Genomic DNA, 16,829 nt, shown 5'->3' with positions numbered 1-16,829 from the left:
ATCATGCGGGCGGACCGGACAGACTGGAAACGGCTGGAATTCGACCTTACTTAAGGAGAAGCTGCAACCAATGGCAGAATTCGTGTATCAGATGATCAAGGCGCGCAAGGCGTTCGGCGACCGCGTCATCCTCGACGACGTGACCCTGAGCTTCCTGCCCGGCGCGAAGATCGGCGTGGTGGGCCCGAACGGCATGGGCAAGTCCACGCTGCTCAAGATCATGGCCGGCCTTGAGACCGTGTCCAACGGCGAGGCCACGCTCACCCCCGGCTTCACGGTCGGCATCCTGCAGCAGGAGCCGCCGCTGGACGACACGAAGACCGTGGGCGAGAACATCAAGATGGCGTTCGGCGACATCGCGCAGAAGGTCGACCGTTTCAACAAGATCGGCGAGGAGATGGCCGATCCGGACGCCGACTTCGACGCCCTCATGGAGGAGATGGGCAAGCTCCAGACCGAGATCGACGCCGCGAACGGCTGGGATCTCGACTCGCAGCTCGACCAGGCGATGGACGCCCTGCAGTGCCCCGACCCGGACACCCCGGTGAACGTGTGCTCCGGTGGCGAGCGCCGCCGCGTGGCCCTGTGCAAGCTTCTGCTCGAAGCCCCCGACCTGCTGCTGCTCGACGAGCCCACCAACCACCTCGACGCCGAGTCGATCCTGTGGCTGGAGCAGTTCCTGCACCAGTACAAGGGCGCCGTCATCGCCGTCACCCACGACCGTTACTTCATGGACAACGTGGCCGAGTGGATCTGCGAGGTGGACCGCGGCCACCTGTACCCGTACAAGGGCAACTACTCCACGTACCTGGAGACCAAGGCGAAGCGTATGGAGATCCAGGGCGCGAAGGACGCGAAGCTCGCCAAGCGCCTGAAGAACGAGCTCGACTGGGTGCGCTCCTCGCCGAAGGCCCGTCAGGCCAAGAACAAGGCCCGTCTGGAGCGTTACGACCAGATGGAGCAGGAGGCGCGCAACAACAAGAAGCTCGACTTCTCCGAGATCCAGATCCCGGCCGGCCCGCGCCTGGGCTCCACGGTGCTCGAGGCGAAGCACATCCACAAGGCGTTCGGCGACCGCGTGCTCATCGACGACCTGTCCTTCACGCTGCCGCGCAACGGCATCGTCGGCGTGATCGGCCCGAACGGCGTCGGCAAGTCCACGCTGTTCAAGACGATCGTCGGCCTGGAGCCGCTGACCTCCGGCGAGCTCAAGATCGGCGACACGGTGAAGATCAGCTACGTCGACCAGAACCGCGCCGGCCTCGATCCGAACAAGAACCTGTGGGAGGCGGTCTCCGGCGGCCTCGACTTCATCGAGGTGGCGGGCGTCGAGGTGCCGACCCGCGCCTACGTGGCGAGCTTCGGCTTCAAGGGCTCCGACCAGCAGAAGCTGACCGGCGTGCTCTCCGGCGGCGAGCGCAACCGACTCAACCTGGCGCTGACCCTGAAGCAGGGCGGCAACCTGCTGCTGCTCGACGAGCCCACGAACGACCTCGACGTCGAGACGCTGGAATCGCTCGAGAACGCGCTGCTCGGCTTCCCGGGCTGCGCCGTCGTGATCTCCCACGACCGTTGGTTCCTCGACCGCGTCGCCACGCACATCCTCGCATGGGAGGGCGATGACGAGAACCCGGCCAAGTGGTACTGGTTCGAAGGCAACTTCCAGGCCTACCAGGAGAACCGCGTCGCCCGCCTCGGCGAGGACGCGGCCCGCCCGCACCGCCTGCACCGCAAGCTGACGCGCGTCTGAGCATCAGTCCTCATTCGGCCCCCTCTGACGAGGGGGCTGTCGAACGCAGTGAGACTGGGGGAGAGATAGCTGGAACGTAACGGTTCCCGCTATCTCTCCCCCAGTCCGCTACCGCGGACAGCCCCCTCGTCAGAGGGGGCCAAGTCGTAGCGGGCGAGGGTGCCTTATTCGTATGCGGGCCATAACCCGCCGTTCACACGGCTCACATGCTCGTTACAATCGTCTCTGATGCCAGTAACGACCGACCGTTACAGTCGAGGCATCACATAATCGAACATCGAACACGACAATCTAGGGAGACGAGCATGACCGACGACACCATCACACCGCTGGAACATCTGGTGAAGGTGCTCAAACTGGGCAAGCCCTCCGACTACCGCAACCACACGTACGTGAACGGCGAAAGCCTCTACTTCCCCACCGGCCGCGTGTACGGCGGCCAGGTGATCGCCCAGTCGCTGATGGCGGCCGCGAAGACCGTGGCGCCGAACCGTCTGCCGCATTCGATCCACGGCTATTTCATCGCGCCCGGCGACATCCGCCAGGATCTGCTGTTCGACGTGGAGAAGCTGCGCGACGGGCGTTCGTTCTCGGCGCGGCGCGTGAACGTCACGCAGGCCGAGGGATCGATCCTCACCGCGATCGCCTCGTTCCAGGTGACCGGACAGGAGGGCGTGGAGTTCGCCGACCCGATGCCGGCCGACCTGCCCGACCCGGAATCGCTCACCAGCGCGAAGGAGCTGATGGCGCCGTACGCCGGCAGGTCGCCGTTCGCGAACTACTACGCGGAGAAGTCGCCGTTCGACATCCGCCATATCACGCCGACGATCATGCTCGGACCGGACAAGGAGTCCGCGGCCGCCGACTCCGGCAGGCAGATGGTGTGGATGAAGGCCGACGGCGAGGTCGAGGCGCCGCAGCTCATGCATCGTGCGATGCTGGCGCTCGGTTGCGATCAGGTGATGATGGAGCCGGTGCTGCGTCGCGCCGGACTGTCGATCTCCACGCCGGGCATCGCCTACGCGTCGATCGACCATTCGATGTGGTGGTACCGCGACGTGGACATCTGCCAGTGGCACCTGTACGTGCAGGACACGCCGACCGCCGCGCACGGCCGCGGACTCGGCACGGCGAAGGTGTATTCGCAGGACGGCGAGCTGGTCGCCGCCATCGCCCAGGAGGCGATGATCCGCGTGCCGCGCGGGTGATGACTCGGTGCCGTGGCGTTGCCTCCCTCTGACGAGGGAGGTGTCATCGCGAAGCGATGACGGAGGGAGAGAAGAGAGAAGAAGAGCGGCCGTAGGCCGCGGGGAAATCGAATCGGCTTTCGGCCGATGCCGTATCTCCCGCGGCCTGCGGCCGCTCCTGTCTCTCCCTCAGTCGCGGCTATGCCGCGACAGCTCCCTCGTCAGAGGGGAGCCGAAGTGAGGCTTACGCTTCGCGAGAGGCGCTCGCCGCGGCGTAGGCGGCGAGGGCGCGCGGGGCATGGAAGCCCTGCTTCTCGAACTCGTCGGCGATCTTCTGGGCGACCTCCTGGGAGCGGCCCTTGTCGACGAGCGCGATGATGGAGCCGCCGAAGCCGCCGCCGGTCATGCGGGCGCCGTAGGCGCCGTTGTGGCGGGCCACGTCCACGGCCACGTCGAGCTCCGGCACGGTGACCTCGTAGTCCGCGGCGAGCGAATCGTGGGACGCGTTGAACAGGCGTCCGGCGGATTCGATGTCGCCCTGGGCGAAGGCGCGCACGAAGGAGCGCACGCGTTCGATCTCGGTGACGACGTGGCGCACGCGCTTCTTCATCGTCTCGTCGGGCAGCGCGTCGAGCGTTTCCTTGAGAGCCTGGAGCTGGTCGTCGGCCTTGGAGATGCCGTCGGCGGCGACACGCAGGTTGGCGACGCCGAGAATCTTCGCGGCCTCCTCGCAGGTGGCGCGACGCTGGGCGTACTGGCCGTCGTTGAGCTGGTGCGGGGCCTGGGTGTCGACGACGAGCAGCTCGAGGCCGTACTTGTCGAGGTCGAACTCCTGCTGGGAGACGTTCTCCAGCGGGGTGAGCTCCGGGCGGCAGTCGAGCAGCAGCGCATGGCCGGGCGTGCAGCGCATCGAAGCGTTCTGGTCGAGGCCGCCGGTGGAGGCGCCGGCCATCTCGTTCTCGGACTTGATGGCGGCGTTGATGAGGGTGACGCGGCCGGCGTCGGAGTCGCCGTAGCCGAGACCGTACACGTCGTCGAGGGCGAGCGCGGTCGAGCAGGTCATCGCGGCGGAGGAGCTCAGACCAGAGCCCAGCGGCACGCAGGAGACGAACGCGGCGTCAAAGCCCTTCACCTTGGAGAAGCCGGCCTCGCGCAGCGCCCACGCCACGCCCACCGGGTAGGCGGCCCAGCCGTCCACGCCGCGGGCCTTGAGCCCGTCGAGATCGGCCTCGGCGACCTTGTCCGGGGAGATGGACGAGACGACGCGCACCTTGGTGTCCTCGCGCGGCTTGAGCGCGATGAACGTGCGCTGCGGCAGCGCGATCGGCAGGCACAGGCCCGCGTTGTAGTCGGTGTGCTCGCCGATCAGGTTGACGCGGCCCGGAGCGGCCCACACGCCTTCCGGCGCGAAGCCGTAGGTGTCGACGAACAGTTTCGTCGCCTCGGAGACGCCCTCCTCATGGGAGATCGGCTCGATGAATTCAACAGCAGCCATTGGTGTTTTATCCTTCCTTGGTTTTGTGGAACATCCTTGTTGAGAAGATGGCGTCAGTCGGCGATGTCGACGTCGCCGAGCTCGTGGAAGCGCTTCGCGATGAGCTCCGGGGTCGTGTCGGAGATCCAGGCGGCCATGCCGGATTCGGAGCCGGCGAGGTACTTGATCTTGTTGGCGGCGCGGCGGAACGAGAAGAACTGCAGGTTGAGGCGGTAGTTCTCGCGGCGCGGGTCGTGGATCGGGGCCTGGTGCCAGGCGGCGATGTACGGCAGGTCCATGCCCTTGCCGTCGCCCTTGTCGAAGAACGCGTTGCCGCGCTTGAGCAGGTGCGAGTACATGGAGGCGAGGTCCCAGCGCTCCTGGTCGTCGAGCTGGTCGATGGTGAGCACGTCGCGCACCGGCACCACGTGCACCTCGAGGGGCCATCGGGCGGCGGCCGGCACGTAGGCGACCCAGCTGTGGTTGCGCATGATGACGCGTTCCTTGGCCTCGAGCTCGGCGTTCATCAGGTCCTTGAGCAGGTTGCCGCCGGTCTTCTCGTGGTAGGCCTCGGTGTGCTTGAGCTCCTGCTCCATCTTCGGGGCGATGAACGGGTAGCAGTAGACCTGGCCGTGCGGGTGGGCGAGAGAGACGCCGATCTCGGCGCCGTGGTTCTCGAACGGGAAGATCTGCTCGATGCCGTCCATCTTCGAGATCTCGGCGGTGCGGAACGCCCACGCCTCGACGACGGTGCGCAGACGGCTCACCGGCAGGTCGGCGGGCAGGCCGTGCTCGTTCGGGTCGAAGCAGATGACCTCGCAGCGGCCGGCGGCCATCTTCTTCTCCCACAGCGGGTTGCCGTCCACGTAGGTGACGTCCTCGGAACGGCCGGGCACGCGCACCATCGACGGGAAGCGGTTCTCGAACACGACGACGTTGTAGTCGGTGTCCGGCACCTCGCCGTCCTGGTACGGGTCGCCGGGCTTGCGGGCGGCCAGCGGGTTGCCCTTGGCGGTGGCGCCGGGGCCGGCGGTGATCGGGCGGTTCATGCGCGCGGTCGCCATCGGGATCCAATCGCCGGTCAGCGGGTCGCGGCGCATCTCGGGGGCCGCGTACGGCACCTCCTCGCCGGCGGCGTTCAGCTGGTTGGCGAAACGGTAGGCGAGATGACGCGGGTCCTTGAGCTCGCGGGTCTTCGCGCCGGAGACGTACTCCGGATCGTCGTCGAGGTAGAAGAAGTCACGTCCGTCGGCGAGCGTCGTCGGCGTGATGCGGATGTGCTCCTTCGCGTACGCACCCGGCTCGTAGGCTGCGAATTCGGTCATGGTTATTCCTGCTCACTTTCCTGTACGGGCTCGGTCTGTTCGGCCAGCACGAGCTCCTTGACCAGTTCCTTCGTTTTGGCGGCGGTATCTGGGTCGAGACCGTCGTCGGTGATGACCGTGTCCACCTGGTCGAACCGCGCGAACAGCGACAGCGATGTGCAGCTCCACTTGGTGTGGTCGGTCAAGATGATGGTGCGATCGGCGATGTCCATCATCGCCATATCGGTGGCGGCCTCCAGCGAATTGGGCATGAGGAAGCCGCGGGGAATCGACACGGAATGCGTGCCGAGGAAGACGGTGTTGACGCGCAGCGAGGCGACGACCTTGTCGGCGATCGGGCCGACGAGCGAGTTCGATCGGGTGATGACGCCGCCGGTGACGATCACCTCCACGTCCTTCGATTCGAGGGCCTGCACGAGTTCGGCGACCGGGATCGAATTGGTGAGGATGGTGACGCCCGCGGCCTGCTGGCTTTCCAGCAGATGCTGTGCGAAGACGTAGGCGGTGGTGCCGCCGCCGATGGCGATCACGTCGCCGGGGGCCACGTATTTGACGGCCTCCTGCGCGATCGCGTCCTTGAGCCCGATGTCCATCTGCGACTTTACGGAGAACAACGGCTCGCTCAGCAGCGTGCTGGTGGTGACTGCGCCGCCGTGGACCCGCTTGAGGAGCCCTTTGTCGGCGAGTTCGGCGATATCGCGGCGGATGGTCATCGCGGAAACGCCGAGTTCCTTGCTGAGTGCCGTGATGCGCACGGCACCCCGGGTGCGAAGCCTGCTCAGTATCAGGTGTTGACGTTGTGACGATATCATATGAACATTATCGCACACAATCACCCATAGTTCAAACCGAGTTGTGCGTTTCGCGTACCCTTTTTGTAGTTTTGCAAACGTTAGCGAACAAAAAACAACATAGGCGCGATTGCCTATCGGAATTCTCCGGACGGTTTCCGGGTATCTCTCCCCACCCGGCTCCGCCGGGAGCCCCCTCGTCAGAGGGGGCCGGAGACACAATCACTCGGCGTCGACGCCGACGGCTTCGGAGACGGACGAGAACCCGTCGCGGCGCAGCAGCTCGGCGAGGCCGCGCTTCAGGACCGTGATCTGCTGGGGGCCGCGGTACATGAGCGACGAGATGAACATGACCAGGTCGGCGCCGGCGCGGATCTTCGCGTACGCCTGCTCGGGCGTGAACACGCCGCCGATGCCGGCGATCGCGAACCGGTCGCCGTACTGACGGCGCACACGCGCGACCAGCGCCGTGCTGGCGTCCGTGCACGGGCCGCCGGACAGGCCGCCCTCCCACTCGTGCGGGATGGCGAGGCCGGCGCGGTCCTTGTTGAGGTTGGCAAGCGAGACGCCCTGCACGTTGTGCTCGGCAAGCACGTCGAGCAGGTCGCGGAACTCCTCCCACGGCTTGTTGAGCGGCATCTTGACGAGCGTCGGCTGCGGGCGGTCGATCGCGTCGAGCGCGGTGAACAGCTTGTCGAGCGCCTCGGGCGAGGCGGTGAACGGCTCGCCCACATGCGTGTTCGGGCAGGACACGTTCACTTCGACCATCGCGGTGCGGCCGGCGGCGCGGCGCATCGAGACGCAGTAGTCCTCGATGCCTTCGTCGAGGTCGCCGCACAGTGCGTCGTTCGTGCGAGCGATCGAGACGGACACCTGCATGTCGTGCGCGTGCGTCCACGCCTTCTCCGCACGGTCGATGACCTTGTCGGAGCCGATGTTCGCGAGGCCCACGTGCACCATCATCGAATCGTATTCGGGCAGACGGTGGAACCACGGCTTCGGATTGCCGGGGCACGGGCGGGACGTGGTGGAGCCGACCGTCTCGAATCCGAAGCCGGCGTTGTCGAGCAGCACCGGCATGTCGCAGTTCTTGTCGAGTCCGGCGGACAGGCCGAACGGGTTCGCGAAGTCGACGCCCATCACCGTGGTCTCGAGGATCGGATCGGTGTAGTCGAGCATCGTGCGCTCCGCCCACAGCAGCGGCGGGATGTGCTTGACCACGCGGCAGAACGCGATCATGCGGTCGTGCGCATCGTCCGGCGGCACGTTGAAGACGAAATTGGGTTTGATGACGTGCTTGTAGCCGAAGGTGAACAGGTCGCAGGTCGCCTTGTTGACCGCGTCATGCCAGAAGCTGTCCGAAACGTAACTCATGGGCACCCAGTCTAGTCAATCAGTAGGCGCCGCGCACATACTGGGGCTGGTAGGGGGCCTCGGTGACGGGCACGCCGAGCTTGGCGGCGGCGCGCAGCGGCCAGTACGGGTCGCGCAGCGCGGCGCGGCCGATCTCGACCGCGTCGGCCTTGCCCTTGGCGAGCACCTTCTCCGCCTGCTTCGGCTTGGTGATGAGGCCGACCGCGGTGACCGGCACCTCGGCGCGCTTGCGCACCTGGGCGGAGAACGGCACCTGGTAGTCGGGCTTGACCGGGACCGTCACGCCGGCGACGATGCCGCCGGTGGACACGTCGACCAGGTCCACACCGTGCGCCTTGAGGATCTGCGCGAGCGCGACCGTCTGGTCGAGGTCCCAGCCGCCCGCCGCCCAGTCGGTGGCGGAGACGCGCACGAGCAGCGGCATGTCGTCCGGGATCACGCCGCGGATCGCGTCGGCGACCTCCAGCAGGAAGCGGATGCGCCCCTCGAAGCCGCCGCCGTATTCGTCGTCGCGTTCGTTGCTCAGCGGGTCGAGGAACTGCGAGATCAGGTAGCCGTGGGCGGCGTGGATCTCGATCGCCTGGAATCCGGCGGCCACGGCGCGACCGGCCGCCGCGGCGAACGCGCCGACCAGTCCGTGGATCTCGTCGACGCTCAGCGCGCGCGGCGTCGCGTAGCCGCCGAACGGGATGGCGCTCGGCGCGACGGTCTGCCAGCCGCCGGCCTCACCGGGCACGGTCTCGTGCTCGTAGCCGACGGTGAACGAGCCGGTCGACCCCTTGCGTCCCGCGTGGTTGAGCTGGATGGCGGCCACGGCGCCCGTCGCCTTGACGCCTTCGACGATCCACTTCCACGAGTCGATCTGCCAGTCGGCCCACAGGCCCACGTCGTTCGGCGAGATGCGGCCTTCGGGCGCGACGGCGGTCGCCTCGGCGATGATCATGCCGAAGCCGCCCATCGCGCGCGACACGTAGTGCTGGTAGTGGAACGGCGTCGGGCGGCCGTCCTGCGCGAACGCCGAGTAGGTGTCCATCGGCGGCAGCCAGATGCGGTTGCGGATGGTCAGGCCGCGCAGCGTCATCGGCCGGAACAGCAGCGGGCCAGCATCCTTGGCGGGGTTCTCCCCCGTCAGAGGTGTACCGGTCTTGCCCGTTTTGCCCGGTTTCGTCGCCTTGCCTGCGGCCTTGCCCGATTTCACCGATTTCGCGGACTTCGCCGTTTTCGAGGATTTCGCGGCCTTGCCCGGTTTCCCGGGCTTGCCTTTGCCTCCCGCCTCGACGGTGTTCGTCACGTCGAGGCCGCGGAAGTCGAATCCGCTCGGGCCTTCGACGTTCGCCGTCACGCCTGCCGTGCTTCCGTATGCCGTGGTGTCTTCCACCATGATGTTCCCCCTTACGCCGAATGTCCGGCGATGATCGTCCTCGACAATTCTAACGTCCAAGCTGAAAGTACGCCGAACGCCCACCGTATGTGGGAATACGGTGGGCGTTCGGTTGCGATGCCGCGATGGCGCGGCCGCCAGTGGCACGAGCCCGCGATGGCGTCACGCGGGGCTTACGGGAGACGAATCACTGGCCGGTCGTGGTCCCCTGCTGGGTGGTCGTACCGGTCGTGCCTTCCGTCGTGGTACCCTGCTGCGTGGTCGTGCCGGTGGTCCCCTGGGTGGTCGTGCCGGTCGTGCCCGAGCTGGTGCCGCTGTACGTGGTGGTGCCTCCGCCCGTGTACTTCGCGCTCGGGTTGCCGTAGCTGTTGTCGATCGGGATACCGGCGGCGTCGACGTAGCTCTGCATGAACTGCTTCCACGCGGGCTCGGCGATGTACATGCCGTACCAGGTCGGGCGGTACACGCCGTTGATCGTCTTGTAGTTGAACGACTGCGGCGACTCGGCGTTGCCGACGGCCACGAACGCGGCCACCTGCGGGATGAAGCCGGCGGTGAGCATGTACGTGTCCTCGTTGGTGCCGGTCTTCGCGAAGGTCTTGCGGCCGTTGGCCAGCTGGGCGTCCACGGCGTTGCCGTTGGAGCGGACGACGCCCTGGTTGATGGCGTAGGCGGCGGTCTCCGCGATCTCCGGGTCGATGGCCTGATGGCAGTTCGCGGACGGCACCTTGTAGTTCTTGCCGGCGCGGTCGGTCATCTTGGTGATGGCGATCGGGGTGCATTCGACGCCCTTGGCGGCGATCGTCGCGTACACGTTCGCCATCGTGAGCGGCGAGGCCTGCACGGTGCCGATCACCATCGGCGGCTGGAACGAGTTGGAGTCGTACACGTCCTCATGGCCCTGGATCGAGTTGTGGTAGCCGACCTGCTTGGCGGCGTCCGCGATTGCGCACAGGCCGATCTGCTGGGTCATCGAGGCCTGGGTGGTGTTGTGCGAGAGCACGAGGCCCTGCAGCGGGCTTTCGTTCGAGGTGCCGCCGCCGGAGTTCTGCACGCTCCACGTGCCGGCGAACGCGTAGCCGTTGCAGCTGAAGCTCGCCGTGTTGTACGCGGTGGATGTGCGCAGGTACTGGTTGATGGACTTGCCCGCCTGCATCCAGGCGACGAGGTTGATCGGCTTCCAGGTGGAGCCGGGCTGGAAGCCCCAGCCGCCGCCGTCGGACTCGTCGACCGCGTAGTTCACGGCCGTTCGGGTCGAATCGAGCTTCGCCAGATCGGTGGCATCGTAGGTGCGGTTGATGCCGAAGCCGAGCACCTCGCCGGTGCCGGGCCTGATCGCGGCGATAGCGACCTCGAAGCCGGTCGGATCGGCCGGCGGGATGGCGTCACGCGCCGCCTGCATGGCGGAGTTGTTCGCGTTCACGTCCATCGTGGTGACGATCGACAGGCCGCCCTCCTTGAGCAGCTTGTTGCGCTCCTCCTCGGTCTTGCCGAACTCCTTGTTCTTGAGGATCTGACGGGTCACGTAGTCGCAGAAGAACGCGGCGTCGCCGGCCACCTGGCAGCCGGATTCGATGGACTGCACGTTGAGCGTGTCCTTGAGCGGCGTCTTGTAGGCCTCGTCATGCTGCTTCTGGGTGATGTACCCCTCCTGCAGCATGAGGTCGAGCACGATGTTGCGCTGCTTCTGCGACTCCTTGAGGTTCTCGTCGCTGGTCGGATCATACCTGGCCGGGTTCTTCGTGATGGCGGCGATGGTCGCGGCCTGCACCACGGTCAGGTCCTTGGCGGAGGTGTTGAAGTAGCGCTTCGCGGCGCTCTCCACGCCGTAGAGGTTGTGGTTGCCGAACTGGGCGATGTTGAGGTAGCCCTGCAGGATCTCGAGCTTCGAGTACTGCTTCTCCATCTGCACGGCGATGAGCATCTCGCGCACCTTGCGCGCGACGGTCTGTTCGGAGGCGTGGTATTCGGCGATCGGGTCGTCGTCCTCGCGGGCCTGCATGGCGAGCACGTTCTTCACGTACTGCTGGGTCAGCGTGGAGCCGCCCTGCGTATCGCCCTTCTTCACGAACGTCTGGAAGAAGGCGCGCATGACGCCCTGCACGTCGATGCCGTGGTGCTTGAAGAATCGGCGGTCCTCACGGGCGACGACGGCCTGCTGCATGACCTTGGAGATGTTCTTCAGCGGCACGACGGTACGGTTGTCGGCGTAGAACTCCGCGATCTTCGTCGTGCCGTCCGAGGCGTACATCACGGATTTCTGGGGAAGGGAGGTCACGTCGAAATCGACGCCCTCGACCTTGAGCGACGGCACCACGGCCTTGGCCACCGAATTCGCGGCGAATACGGCGGGGGAAACCAGCGTGGCCATCACCACGCCGCCGCCGACGCACAGCATGAGATAGGCCAACAGCAAAGTAAGCACACGTCGAGCGGTAAGGGAGTTCTTTTTCGGCATGCGCCCCATTCTAAGTGGGTGGGTCTACCGGAACCGATGGCGTGCCACGGCGCGTGGGGAATCATTCACAGGAACCCCACTCCCTGAACGTCTCCCGGAAATCCGGTGAACGCGGTCAGCGGCGCGACCTGCGGATGAGCATGCCGGGCTGGTAGATGATGATCGAACGGCCCTCGCGCGCGATCCACCCGCGGTTCGCGAAGTCCATCAGCGCCTTGTTCACGGTCTCGCGGCTGGAGCCGACGAGCTGCGCCATCTCCTCCTGCGTCAGATCGTGCGGCACCTTGAGCCCCTCCTCGACCGGCTCGCCGAAGCGGGACGCGAGGTTGATGAGCGTCTTGGCGAGGCGGGCGGGCACGTCCATGAACACGAGGTCGGAGATGTGCTCGTTGTTGGAGCGCATGCGCCCGGCCATCACCTGCAGCATGTCGATGGCGACGCGAGGATGCTGGTCGAGCCAGTGGAACAGCGCGTCATGTTCGAGCCAGACGACGCGCGTGCCGTGGTTCATCGCCAGCGCGGACGCGGTGCGCGGGCCGCCGGTCGGGTCGAAGACGGGGATCTCGCCGAGCACCTCGCCCGGCGCGTGGATGGACAGCAGCTGGATGCGATGGTCGTTCGATTCGCGCACGAGCTTGACGCGCCCGTGCTCCAGCAGATACATGCGATGGTCGGTGCCGCCCTGTTCGAAGATGGCCTCGCCCTTGTCGTACACGGCCTGGTTGAGATGGGGGATCAGCTCCTCCGCCTGCTCCGGCGACACCTGCTTGAACAGCGCGGTATGCAGGAGCACGTTCTCCTCTTCGGGCATCGCGTTCGGCTTTTCCGCCAACTCACATCACCATCCCATCATCACGTCGCCGTATTCCATCGTCGGTCCGCGGACATCCTCGACCATCGTCCGCAACATTGTACCGCACGCCCACCGGAGCCGCCGTGAACGTACCGCAGGCGTTCACAGGCGCGCGTCGGCGCACGCGCGGGCGGCGGGCGGCGCCGCCGTCACGCGCGGGACGCCTGCGCGTGGCAGTACGCGAGCAGGTGCGCGACGACCTCGGCGCGGGACAGCCCGGTCTGGCTTCTGAGCGGGTCGACGCGCTTCACGGCGGACTTGACCGCCTTGTCGCTCGTCTTCTCGCCGCTCACGTTGAGCACGCGCGTCATCTTCACCGCGTCGATGTCGTACGCCATCGTCACGTGGTGCAGGACCGCGCCGGGAGCGTGCGTCGCGGCGGGCGCGGCCGCTTCCCCGCGCGCCGCCGCACGCGCGTGCGGCGCGGGGAAGCGCCGTTGCGCCGCGCCGCCGATCTTGCCGTGCTGCGAGGCGATGTCGTTGAGACCGGCGAACCGCACGTCGAGTCCCAGCCCGCGCAACGCCTCGACGAGCCACCGGTCGCACAGACGATACGACGATGCGACGTCGATGCCGGCGACGAAATCGAGCGGAGTATATAAGGAGTAGGTGATGGTGTTGCCGGGTTCGATGAACATCGCGCCGCCGCCCGTGCACCGGCGCACGACGGTGATGCCCTCCGCGCGCGCGACATCCTCGTGGACCTCGTCGGGGATGGACTGGAACCGGCCGACGACGACGCACGGCGCGTTCCACTCCCAGATGCGCAAGGTCGGCCGGCGTGTGCCGGCCGCGACCTCGCGCGCCCACTGTTCGTCGACCGCCATCTGGTCGGCGGGCGTGCGGGGGATGTCGTGGACGATGGCGAGCCGCGGCCAGAGGGAGACCCAGCGGGAGGCGAAGTCGGGGTCGGGCGTCGTGACCGCCCCCACCCGCTGCGCGGGAGCCCCCGCCGGCGGGGGCGGAGTGAGGGAGGACGCGGTATCGGTGGCGGACGGGGCAATCGCGCGGACGGCGGCGATGGCGACGGCGTCGGCGTCGGTGCCGACGAGACGGGCGTGCGGATGGCGGGCGATCGCCTCGCGCACCGCGGCCGCGATCGGCGCGGAATCGATCGCCGCAGAATCGATCGCCGCAGAATCGATCGTCGCAGAATCGATTGTCGCGGAATCGGCGCCGATCGCGGGAGACGCGGCGAGGACCGCGGCGAGCGCACGTTCGATGCCGTGCAGGAGGGCGTCGGCGGTCTCGTCGGAATCGGCCTCGACGAAGAAATCGCCGTCGACGCGCACGCGCGGCGCGTCCATGCCGTCCGGCTCCACGGTCACGGCGACGAGTTTGCCGCCCGGCGTCTTGCATTCCCCACGCATCGCGTTCTCCATATCCATGCCGCCACCATAGCAAAAGGCCCTCGGCGTGATGCCGGGGGCCTTCGGAAACGTGCGACGGACGCGTCACATGCGGGCGAGGATGTCCTTGCCGACCTGGTCGGTGGTGCGGACGGTGGAGCCGAGCTCCTCGATATCCGCCTCGACGGCCTTGTGGATCTTCTGCGCGGCCTCGTCGAAGCCGAGATGCTCGAGCAGCATGGCGGCGGAGAGGATCGCGGCGGTCGGGTTGGCCTTGTTCTGGCCGGCGATGTCCGGCGCGGAGCCGTGGATCGGCTCGAACATCGACGGGTATTCGTCGGAGGCGTTGATGCAGCCGGAGGCGGAGTAGCCCACGCCGCCCACGACGGCGCCGGCCTCGTCGGTGAGGATGTCGCCGAAGAGGTTGTCGGTGAGAATCACGTCGAACTTCGACGGATCGGACACGAGGAAGATCGTGGCCGCGTCGATGTGCGAGTAGTCGTGCGTGACCTCCGGGTACTCCTCGCCGACCTTGTCGACGATGCGCTGCCACATGTCGCCCGCGTTGACGAGCACGTTCTTCTTGTGGACGAGCGTGACGTGCTTGCGGCGCTTCATGGCGAGCTTGAACGCGTAGCGCACGACGCGCTCCACGCCGTACGCGGTGTTGATGGAGACCTCGGTGGCCACCTCGTTCGGGGTGTTGCGGCGGACCGCGCCGCCGGCGCCGCAGTACAGGCCCTCGGTGCCCTCGCGCACGACGACGAAGTCGATGTCGCCGGGGTTCGCGAGCGGCGAGGTGACGCCCTTGTACAGCTTGGACGGGCGCAGGTTCACGTACTGGTCGAGATCGAAGCGGAGCTTGAGCAGCAGGCCGCGCTCCAGGATGCCGGCCTTGATGCGCGGGTCGCCGACGGCGCCGAGCAGGATCGCGTCGGTCTTCTTGATGCGCTCCTCCTCGTCCTCGGGCAGGATGGAGCCGTCGCGCAGGTAGCGCTCGGCGCCCAGGTCGAAGGGCTCGTAGTCGAATTCGGCCACGCCTTCGGCCGCCTTCTCGAGCGCCTTCTGCGCCCACGGGGTCACTTCCTTGCCGATGCCGTCGCCGGGAATCACGGCGATCGTGTACTTCTTCGTTGCGGTGTTTTCGCTCATGGCACGAGACGTTACTCGCGGCCGCACGGCGCCCACGGCGGCCGTTCATCAAATGGACACGATTCCGGACATGGGCCGGATGCGGACGGCAGGCACGGGATGGTCCGCCAATCCCGGTCCGCCGACCGGACGATGCGCATGGTGATGTTCGCCCTGCGTGTTCGCCGGTGATAGGCTGGAAGCAGCCTCCGAGCGGTTGGAACGTCATCGATGACGGTGACGTGGTAAGGAGGGTAATGAAAGGAATGCGTATGAACGACGCAAACGCCAATGGAGGCGGCTCCGGAGCCCCGGACCCCAAGTTCACGGACAACGGACAGATCCCCTTCGACCAGACGCCGGACACGGCGCAGGCCGGCACCCCGGCACCGGATTCGCCGGCACCGGCGTTCGGACAATCATATGAGCAGCAGCCCGCCCCGGCCGCGCCCGCACCGTGGGAGGTCCCGCAGGCCGATGTGCCGACGCAGCAGTTCTCGGCACCGCAGCCGGATGCGCCGACGCAGCCGATCCAGGCGCCGCAGTACGGCCAGCCCGAAGCTCCGGCGGCGCCGGCGTTCGGCGCCCCGGATGCCGCGGCGTCCCAGCAGCAGTTCGCGGCGCCGCCGTACACGCCGGCGGTGCCGGGACAGCCCGGGCAGCCGGGACAGCCGCCGTTCGGACAGGGCCAGCAGCCGCCGTATGGACAGCCTGGCGCGCCGGGTACGCCCGCCGCCCCCGCCTACCCGGGTGCACCCGCTCCGGGGCAGCCCGGTCAGCCGGGACAGCCGGGCCAGCCGCCCGCCTACCCGGGTGCCCCCGCGCCGAAGAAGAAGCGCTCCACCGGCGCGCTGATCGGCATCATCGTCGGTGCGATCGCCGTGGTCGCGGTGATTGCGCTCGTCGTCGTGTTCGCGGTGGTCAAGCCCGGCTCGCTCACCTCCGACGACTATCTGGACGGCCAGCACCAGACGGGCGTGATGCTCACGAAGTACGGCAACATCTCGACGAAGCTGTCGAAGGCCATGGCCACCACGTACGACAGCAAGTCCACCTTCGACAAGGAGGACGCCGCGAAGATCAAGGAGTACGTGAAGGCCTACGAGGATTCGAACAAGGAGTTCACCGACCTCAAGATCTACCAGAAGGACGACAAGGTGAAGGAGGCGTACGACAAGTACGAGAAGAAGGCGAAGAAGTTCGTCACGTTCTCCAACAACCTCGCCGACACGGCCGTCACGATGAGCGCCGTCACCAAGGCGTGCGACTCCACACCGACCGCGTCCTACACCGACAACGACTACTTCAGCGAGTACAACGACTACATCAAGGGCTGCACGACGGCGCTCGGCGACCTCAGCGGCTCCAAGATCAAGCCGATCGCCGAATACGCCACCACGATGAAGGACTACCTGACCAAGCTGGGCGACATCATGACGCAGTTGGAGGCGCTCGGCAACGGCGACGACATCTACAGCGACGACGGCAAGTACCAGCAGTACCGCGACCTGACGGAGCAGCTGTACGATCTGGACAGCCCGTACAACGCCTCGTCCGACCTGAACGACGGACTGGACGACATCGAGAAGGAGGCCAACCCGTCCGACGAGCTGAACGACCTGAACGACGTCATCCAGGACGGCTTCAACGAGAAGCTGAAGTAACGGCTTCCGGCGGCCTGTCGCGCGCGGCTTCCGTTCGCGCGTAACGCCCGGCCGCCCACGCCGCATATGAATGACCCCCTCCGCAATCCGCG

General features: G+C 66.9%; 12 protein-coding genes. 3 read left to right on the top strand and 9 right to left on the bottom strand.

Translation table 11 applies throughout. The features are described 5' to 3' along the window. Window positions 1-70 precede the first annotated feature (70 nt). Both ettA and AC1AYP_RS07570 read left to right on the top strand, forming a co-directional pair. The gene (ettA, locus tag AC1AYP_RS07575; protein ID WP_476531398.1) at window positions 71-1,750 is read left to right on the top strand and encodes an energy-dependent translational throttle protein EttA; all 1,680 of its coding nucleotides are present in this window, start codon (window positions 71-73) and stop codon (window positions 1,748-1,750) included. Window positions 1,751-2,055: 305 nt separating this feature from the next. Then, on the top strand, window positions 2,056-2,958 hold the full coding sequence (locus tag AC1AYP_RS07570; protein WP_476547337.1) for an acyl-CoA thioesterase: 903 nt from the start codon (window positions 2,056-2,058) through the stop codon (window positions 2,956-2,958). Between the two features lie 223 nt (window positions 2,959-3,181). Here the strand turns inward: AC1AYP_RS07570 and galK are convergent, their stop codons facing one another. The 9 genes from galK to AC1AYP_RS07525 all read right to left on the bottom strand — a co-directional run bounded on the left by galK (window position 3,182) and on the right by AC1AYP_RS07525 (window position 15,094). Further along, window positions 3,182-4,432, bottom strand: coding sequence for a galactokinase (gene galK / locus AC1AYP_RS07565; protein ID WP_476531396.1), 1,251 nt, complete (start codon window positions 4,430-4,432; stop codon window positions 3,182-3,184). 53 nt (window positions 4,433-4,485) lie between these two features. Next, window positions 4,486-5,736, bottom strand: coding sequence for a galactose-1-phosphate uridylyltransferase (gene galT / locus AC1AYP_RS07560; RefSeq protein ID WP_476547335.1), 1,251 nt, complete (start codon window positions 5,734-5,736; stop codon window positions 4,486-4,488). Between the two features lie 2 nt (window positions 5,737-5,738). After that, on the bottom strand, window positions 5,739-6,548 hold the full coding sequence (locus tag AC1AYP_RS07555; protein WP_476503122.1) for a DeoR/GlpR family DNA-binding transcription regulator: 810 nt from the start codon (window positions 6,546-6,548) through the stop codon (window positions 5,739-5,741). A gap of 201 nt (window positions 6,549-6,749) precedes the next feature. Further along, the gene (locus AC1AYP_RS07550) at window positions 6,750-7,901 is read right to left on the bottom strand and encodes a quinone-dependent dihydroorotate dehydrogenase (RefSeq protein WP_476547333.1); all 1,152 of its coding nucleotides are present in this window, start codon (window positions 7,899-7,901) and stop codon (window positions 6,750-6,752) included. Window positions 7,902-7,920: 19 nt separating this feature from the next. Continuing rightward, window positions 7,921-8,982, bottom strand: a complete 1,062-nt coding sequence (locus AC1AYP_RS07545) for an NADH:flavin oxidoreductase/NADH oxidase (RefSeq protein ID WP_476547407.1) — start codon at window positions 8,980-8,982, stop codon at window positions 7,921-7,923. Window positions 8,983-9,469: 487 nt separating this feature from the next. Then, window positions 9,470-11,749, bottom strand: a complete 2,280-nt coding sequence (locus AC1AYP_RS07540) for a transglycosylase domain-containing protein (protein ID WP_476531391.1) — start codon at window positions 11,747-11,749, stop codon at window positions 9,470-9,472. 106 nt (window positions 11,750-11,855) lie between these two features. Beyond that, window positions 11,856-12,551, bottom strand: a complete 696-nt coding sequence (locus AC1AYP_RS07535; RefSeq protein ID WP_034526722.1) for a Crp/Fnr family transcriptional regulator — start codon at window positions 12,549-12,551, stop codon at window positions 11,856-11,858. A 191-nt stretch (window positions 12,552-12,742) separates the two neighbouring features. After that, entirely contained in the window at window positions 12,743-13,975 is a 1,233-nt protein-coding gene (locus tag AC1AYP_RS07530; RefSeq protein ID WP_476547406.1) for a lipoate--protein ligase family protein, read from the bottom strand. A 72-nt stretch (window positions 13,976-14,047) separates the two neighbouring features. Further along, the gene (locus AC1AYP_RS07525; RefSeq protein WP_476503118.1) at window positions 14,048-15,094 is read right to left on the bottom strand and encodes a 3-isopropylmalate dehydrogenase; all 1,047 of its coding nucleotides are present in this window, start codon (window positions 15,092-15,094) and stop codon (window positions 14,048-14,050) included. A 251-nt stretch (window positions 15,095-15,345) separates the two neighbouring features. Here AC1AYP_RS07525 and AC1AYP_RS07520 point away from each other — a divergent pair, with 251 nt between their 5' ends. After that, window positions 15,346-16,737 carry a hypothetical protein gene (locus tag AC1AYP_RS07520; protein WP_476547331.1) on the top strand — a complete coding sequence of 464 codons (1,392 nt, stop codon included), beginning with the start codon at window positions 15,346-15,348 and terminating at the stop codon, window positions 16,735-16,737. The last annotated feature ends 92 nt before the right edge of the window (window positions 16,738-16,829 follow it).

This window comes from Bifidobacterium sp. LH_424, assembly GCF_056356895.1.
Note: the sequence above shows the minus strand (reverse complement) of the source record. Positions and strands in the feature narration are given on the sequence as shown.

Bases quoted from the DNA above. Each gene is read 5' to 3' on its own strand.
- AC1AYP_RS07525 (WP_476503118.1), bottom strand. From the start codon at position 15,094: ATGAGCGAAAACACCGCAACGAAGAAGTACACGATCGCCGTGATTCCC.
- AC1AYP_RS07530 (WP_476547406.1), bottom strand. From the start codon at position 13,975: ATGGAGAACGCGATGCGTGGGGAATGCAAGACGCCGGGCGGCAAACTC.
- AC1AYP_RS07535 (WP_034526722.1), bottom strand. From the start codon at position 12,551: ATGCCCGAAGAGGAGAACGTGCTCCTGCATACCGCGCTGTTCAAGCAG.
- AC1AYP_RS07520 (WP_476547331.1), top strand. From the start codon at position 15,346: ATGAACGACGCAAACGCCAATGGAGGCGGCTCCGGAGCCCCGGACCCC.
- AC1AYP_RS07570 (WP_476547337.1), top strand. From the start codon at position 2,056: ATGACCGACGACACCATCACACCGCTGGAACATCTGGTGAAGGTGCTC.
- AC1AYP_RS07540 (WP_476531391.1), bottom strand. From the start codon at position 11,749: ATGGGGCGCATGCCGAAAAAGAACTCCCTTACCGCTCGACGTGTGCTT.
- AC1AYP_RS07550 (WP_476547333.1), bottom strand. From the start codon at position 7,901: ATGAGTTACGTTTCGGACAGCTTCTGGCATGACGCGGTCAACAAGGCG.
- galK (WP_476531396.1), bottom strand. From the start codon at position 4,432: ATGGCTGCTGTTGAATTCATCGAGCCGATCTCCCATGAGGAGGGCGTC.
- AC1AYP_RS07545 (WP_476547407.1), bottom strand. From the start codon at position 8,982: ATGACGCTGCGCGGCCTGACCATCCGCAACCGCATCTGGCTGCCGCCG.
- galT (WP_476547335.1), bottom strand. From the start codon at position 5,736: ATGACCGAATTCGCAGCCTACGAGCCGGGTGCGTACGCGAAGGAGCAC.
- ettA (WP_476531398.1), top strand. From the start codon at position 71: ATGGCAGAATTCGTGTATCAGATGATCAAGGCGCGCAAGGCGTTCGGC.
- AC1AYP_RS07555 (WP_476503122.1), bottom strand. From the start codon at position 6,548: ATGATATCGTCACAACGTCAACACCTGATACTGAGCAGGCTTCGCACC.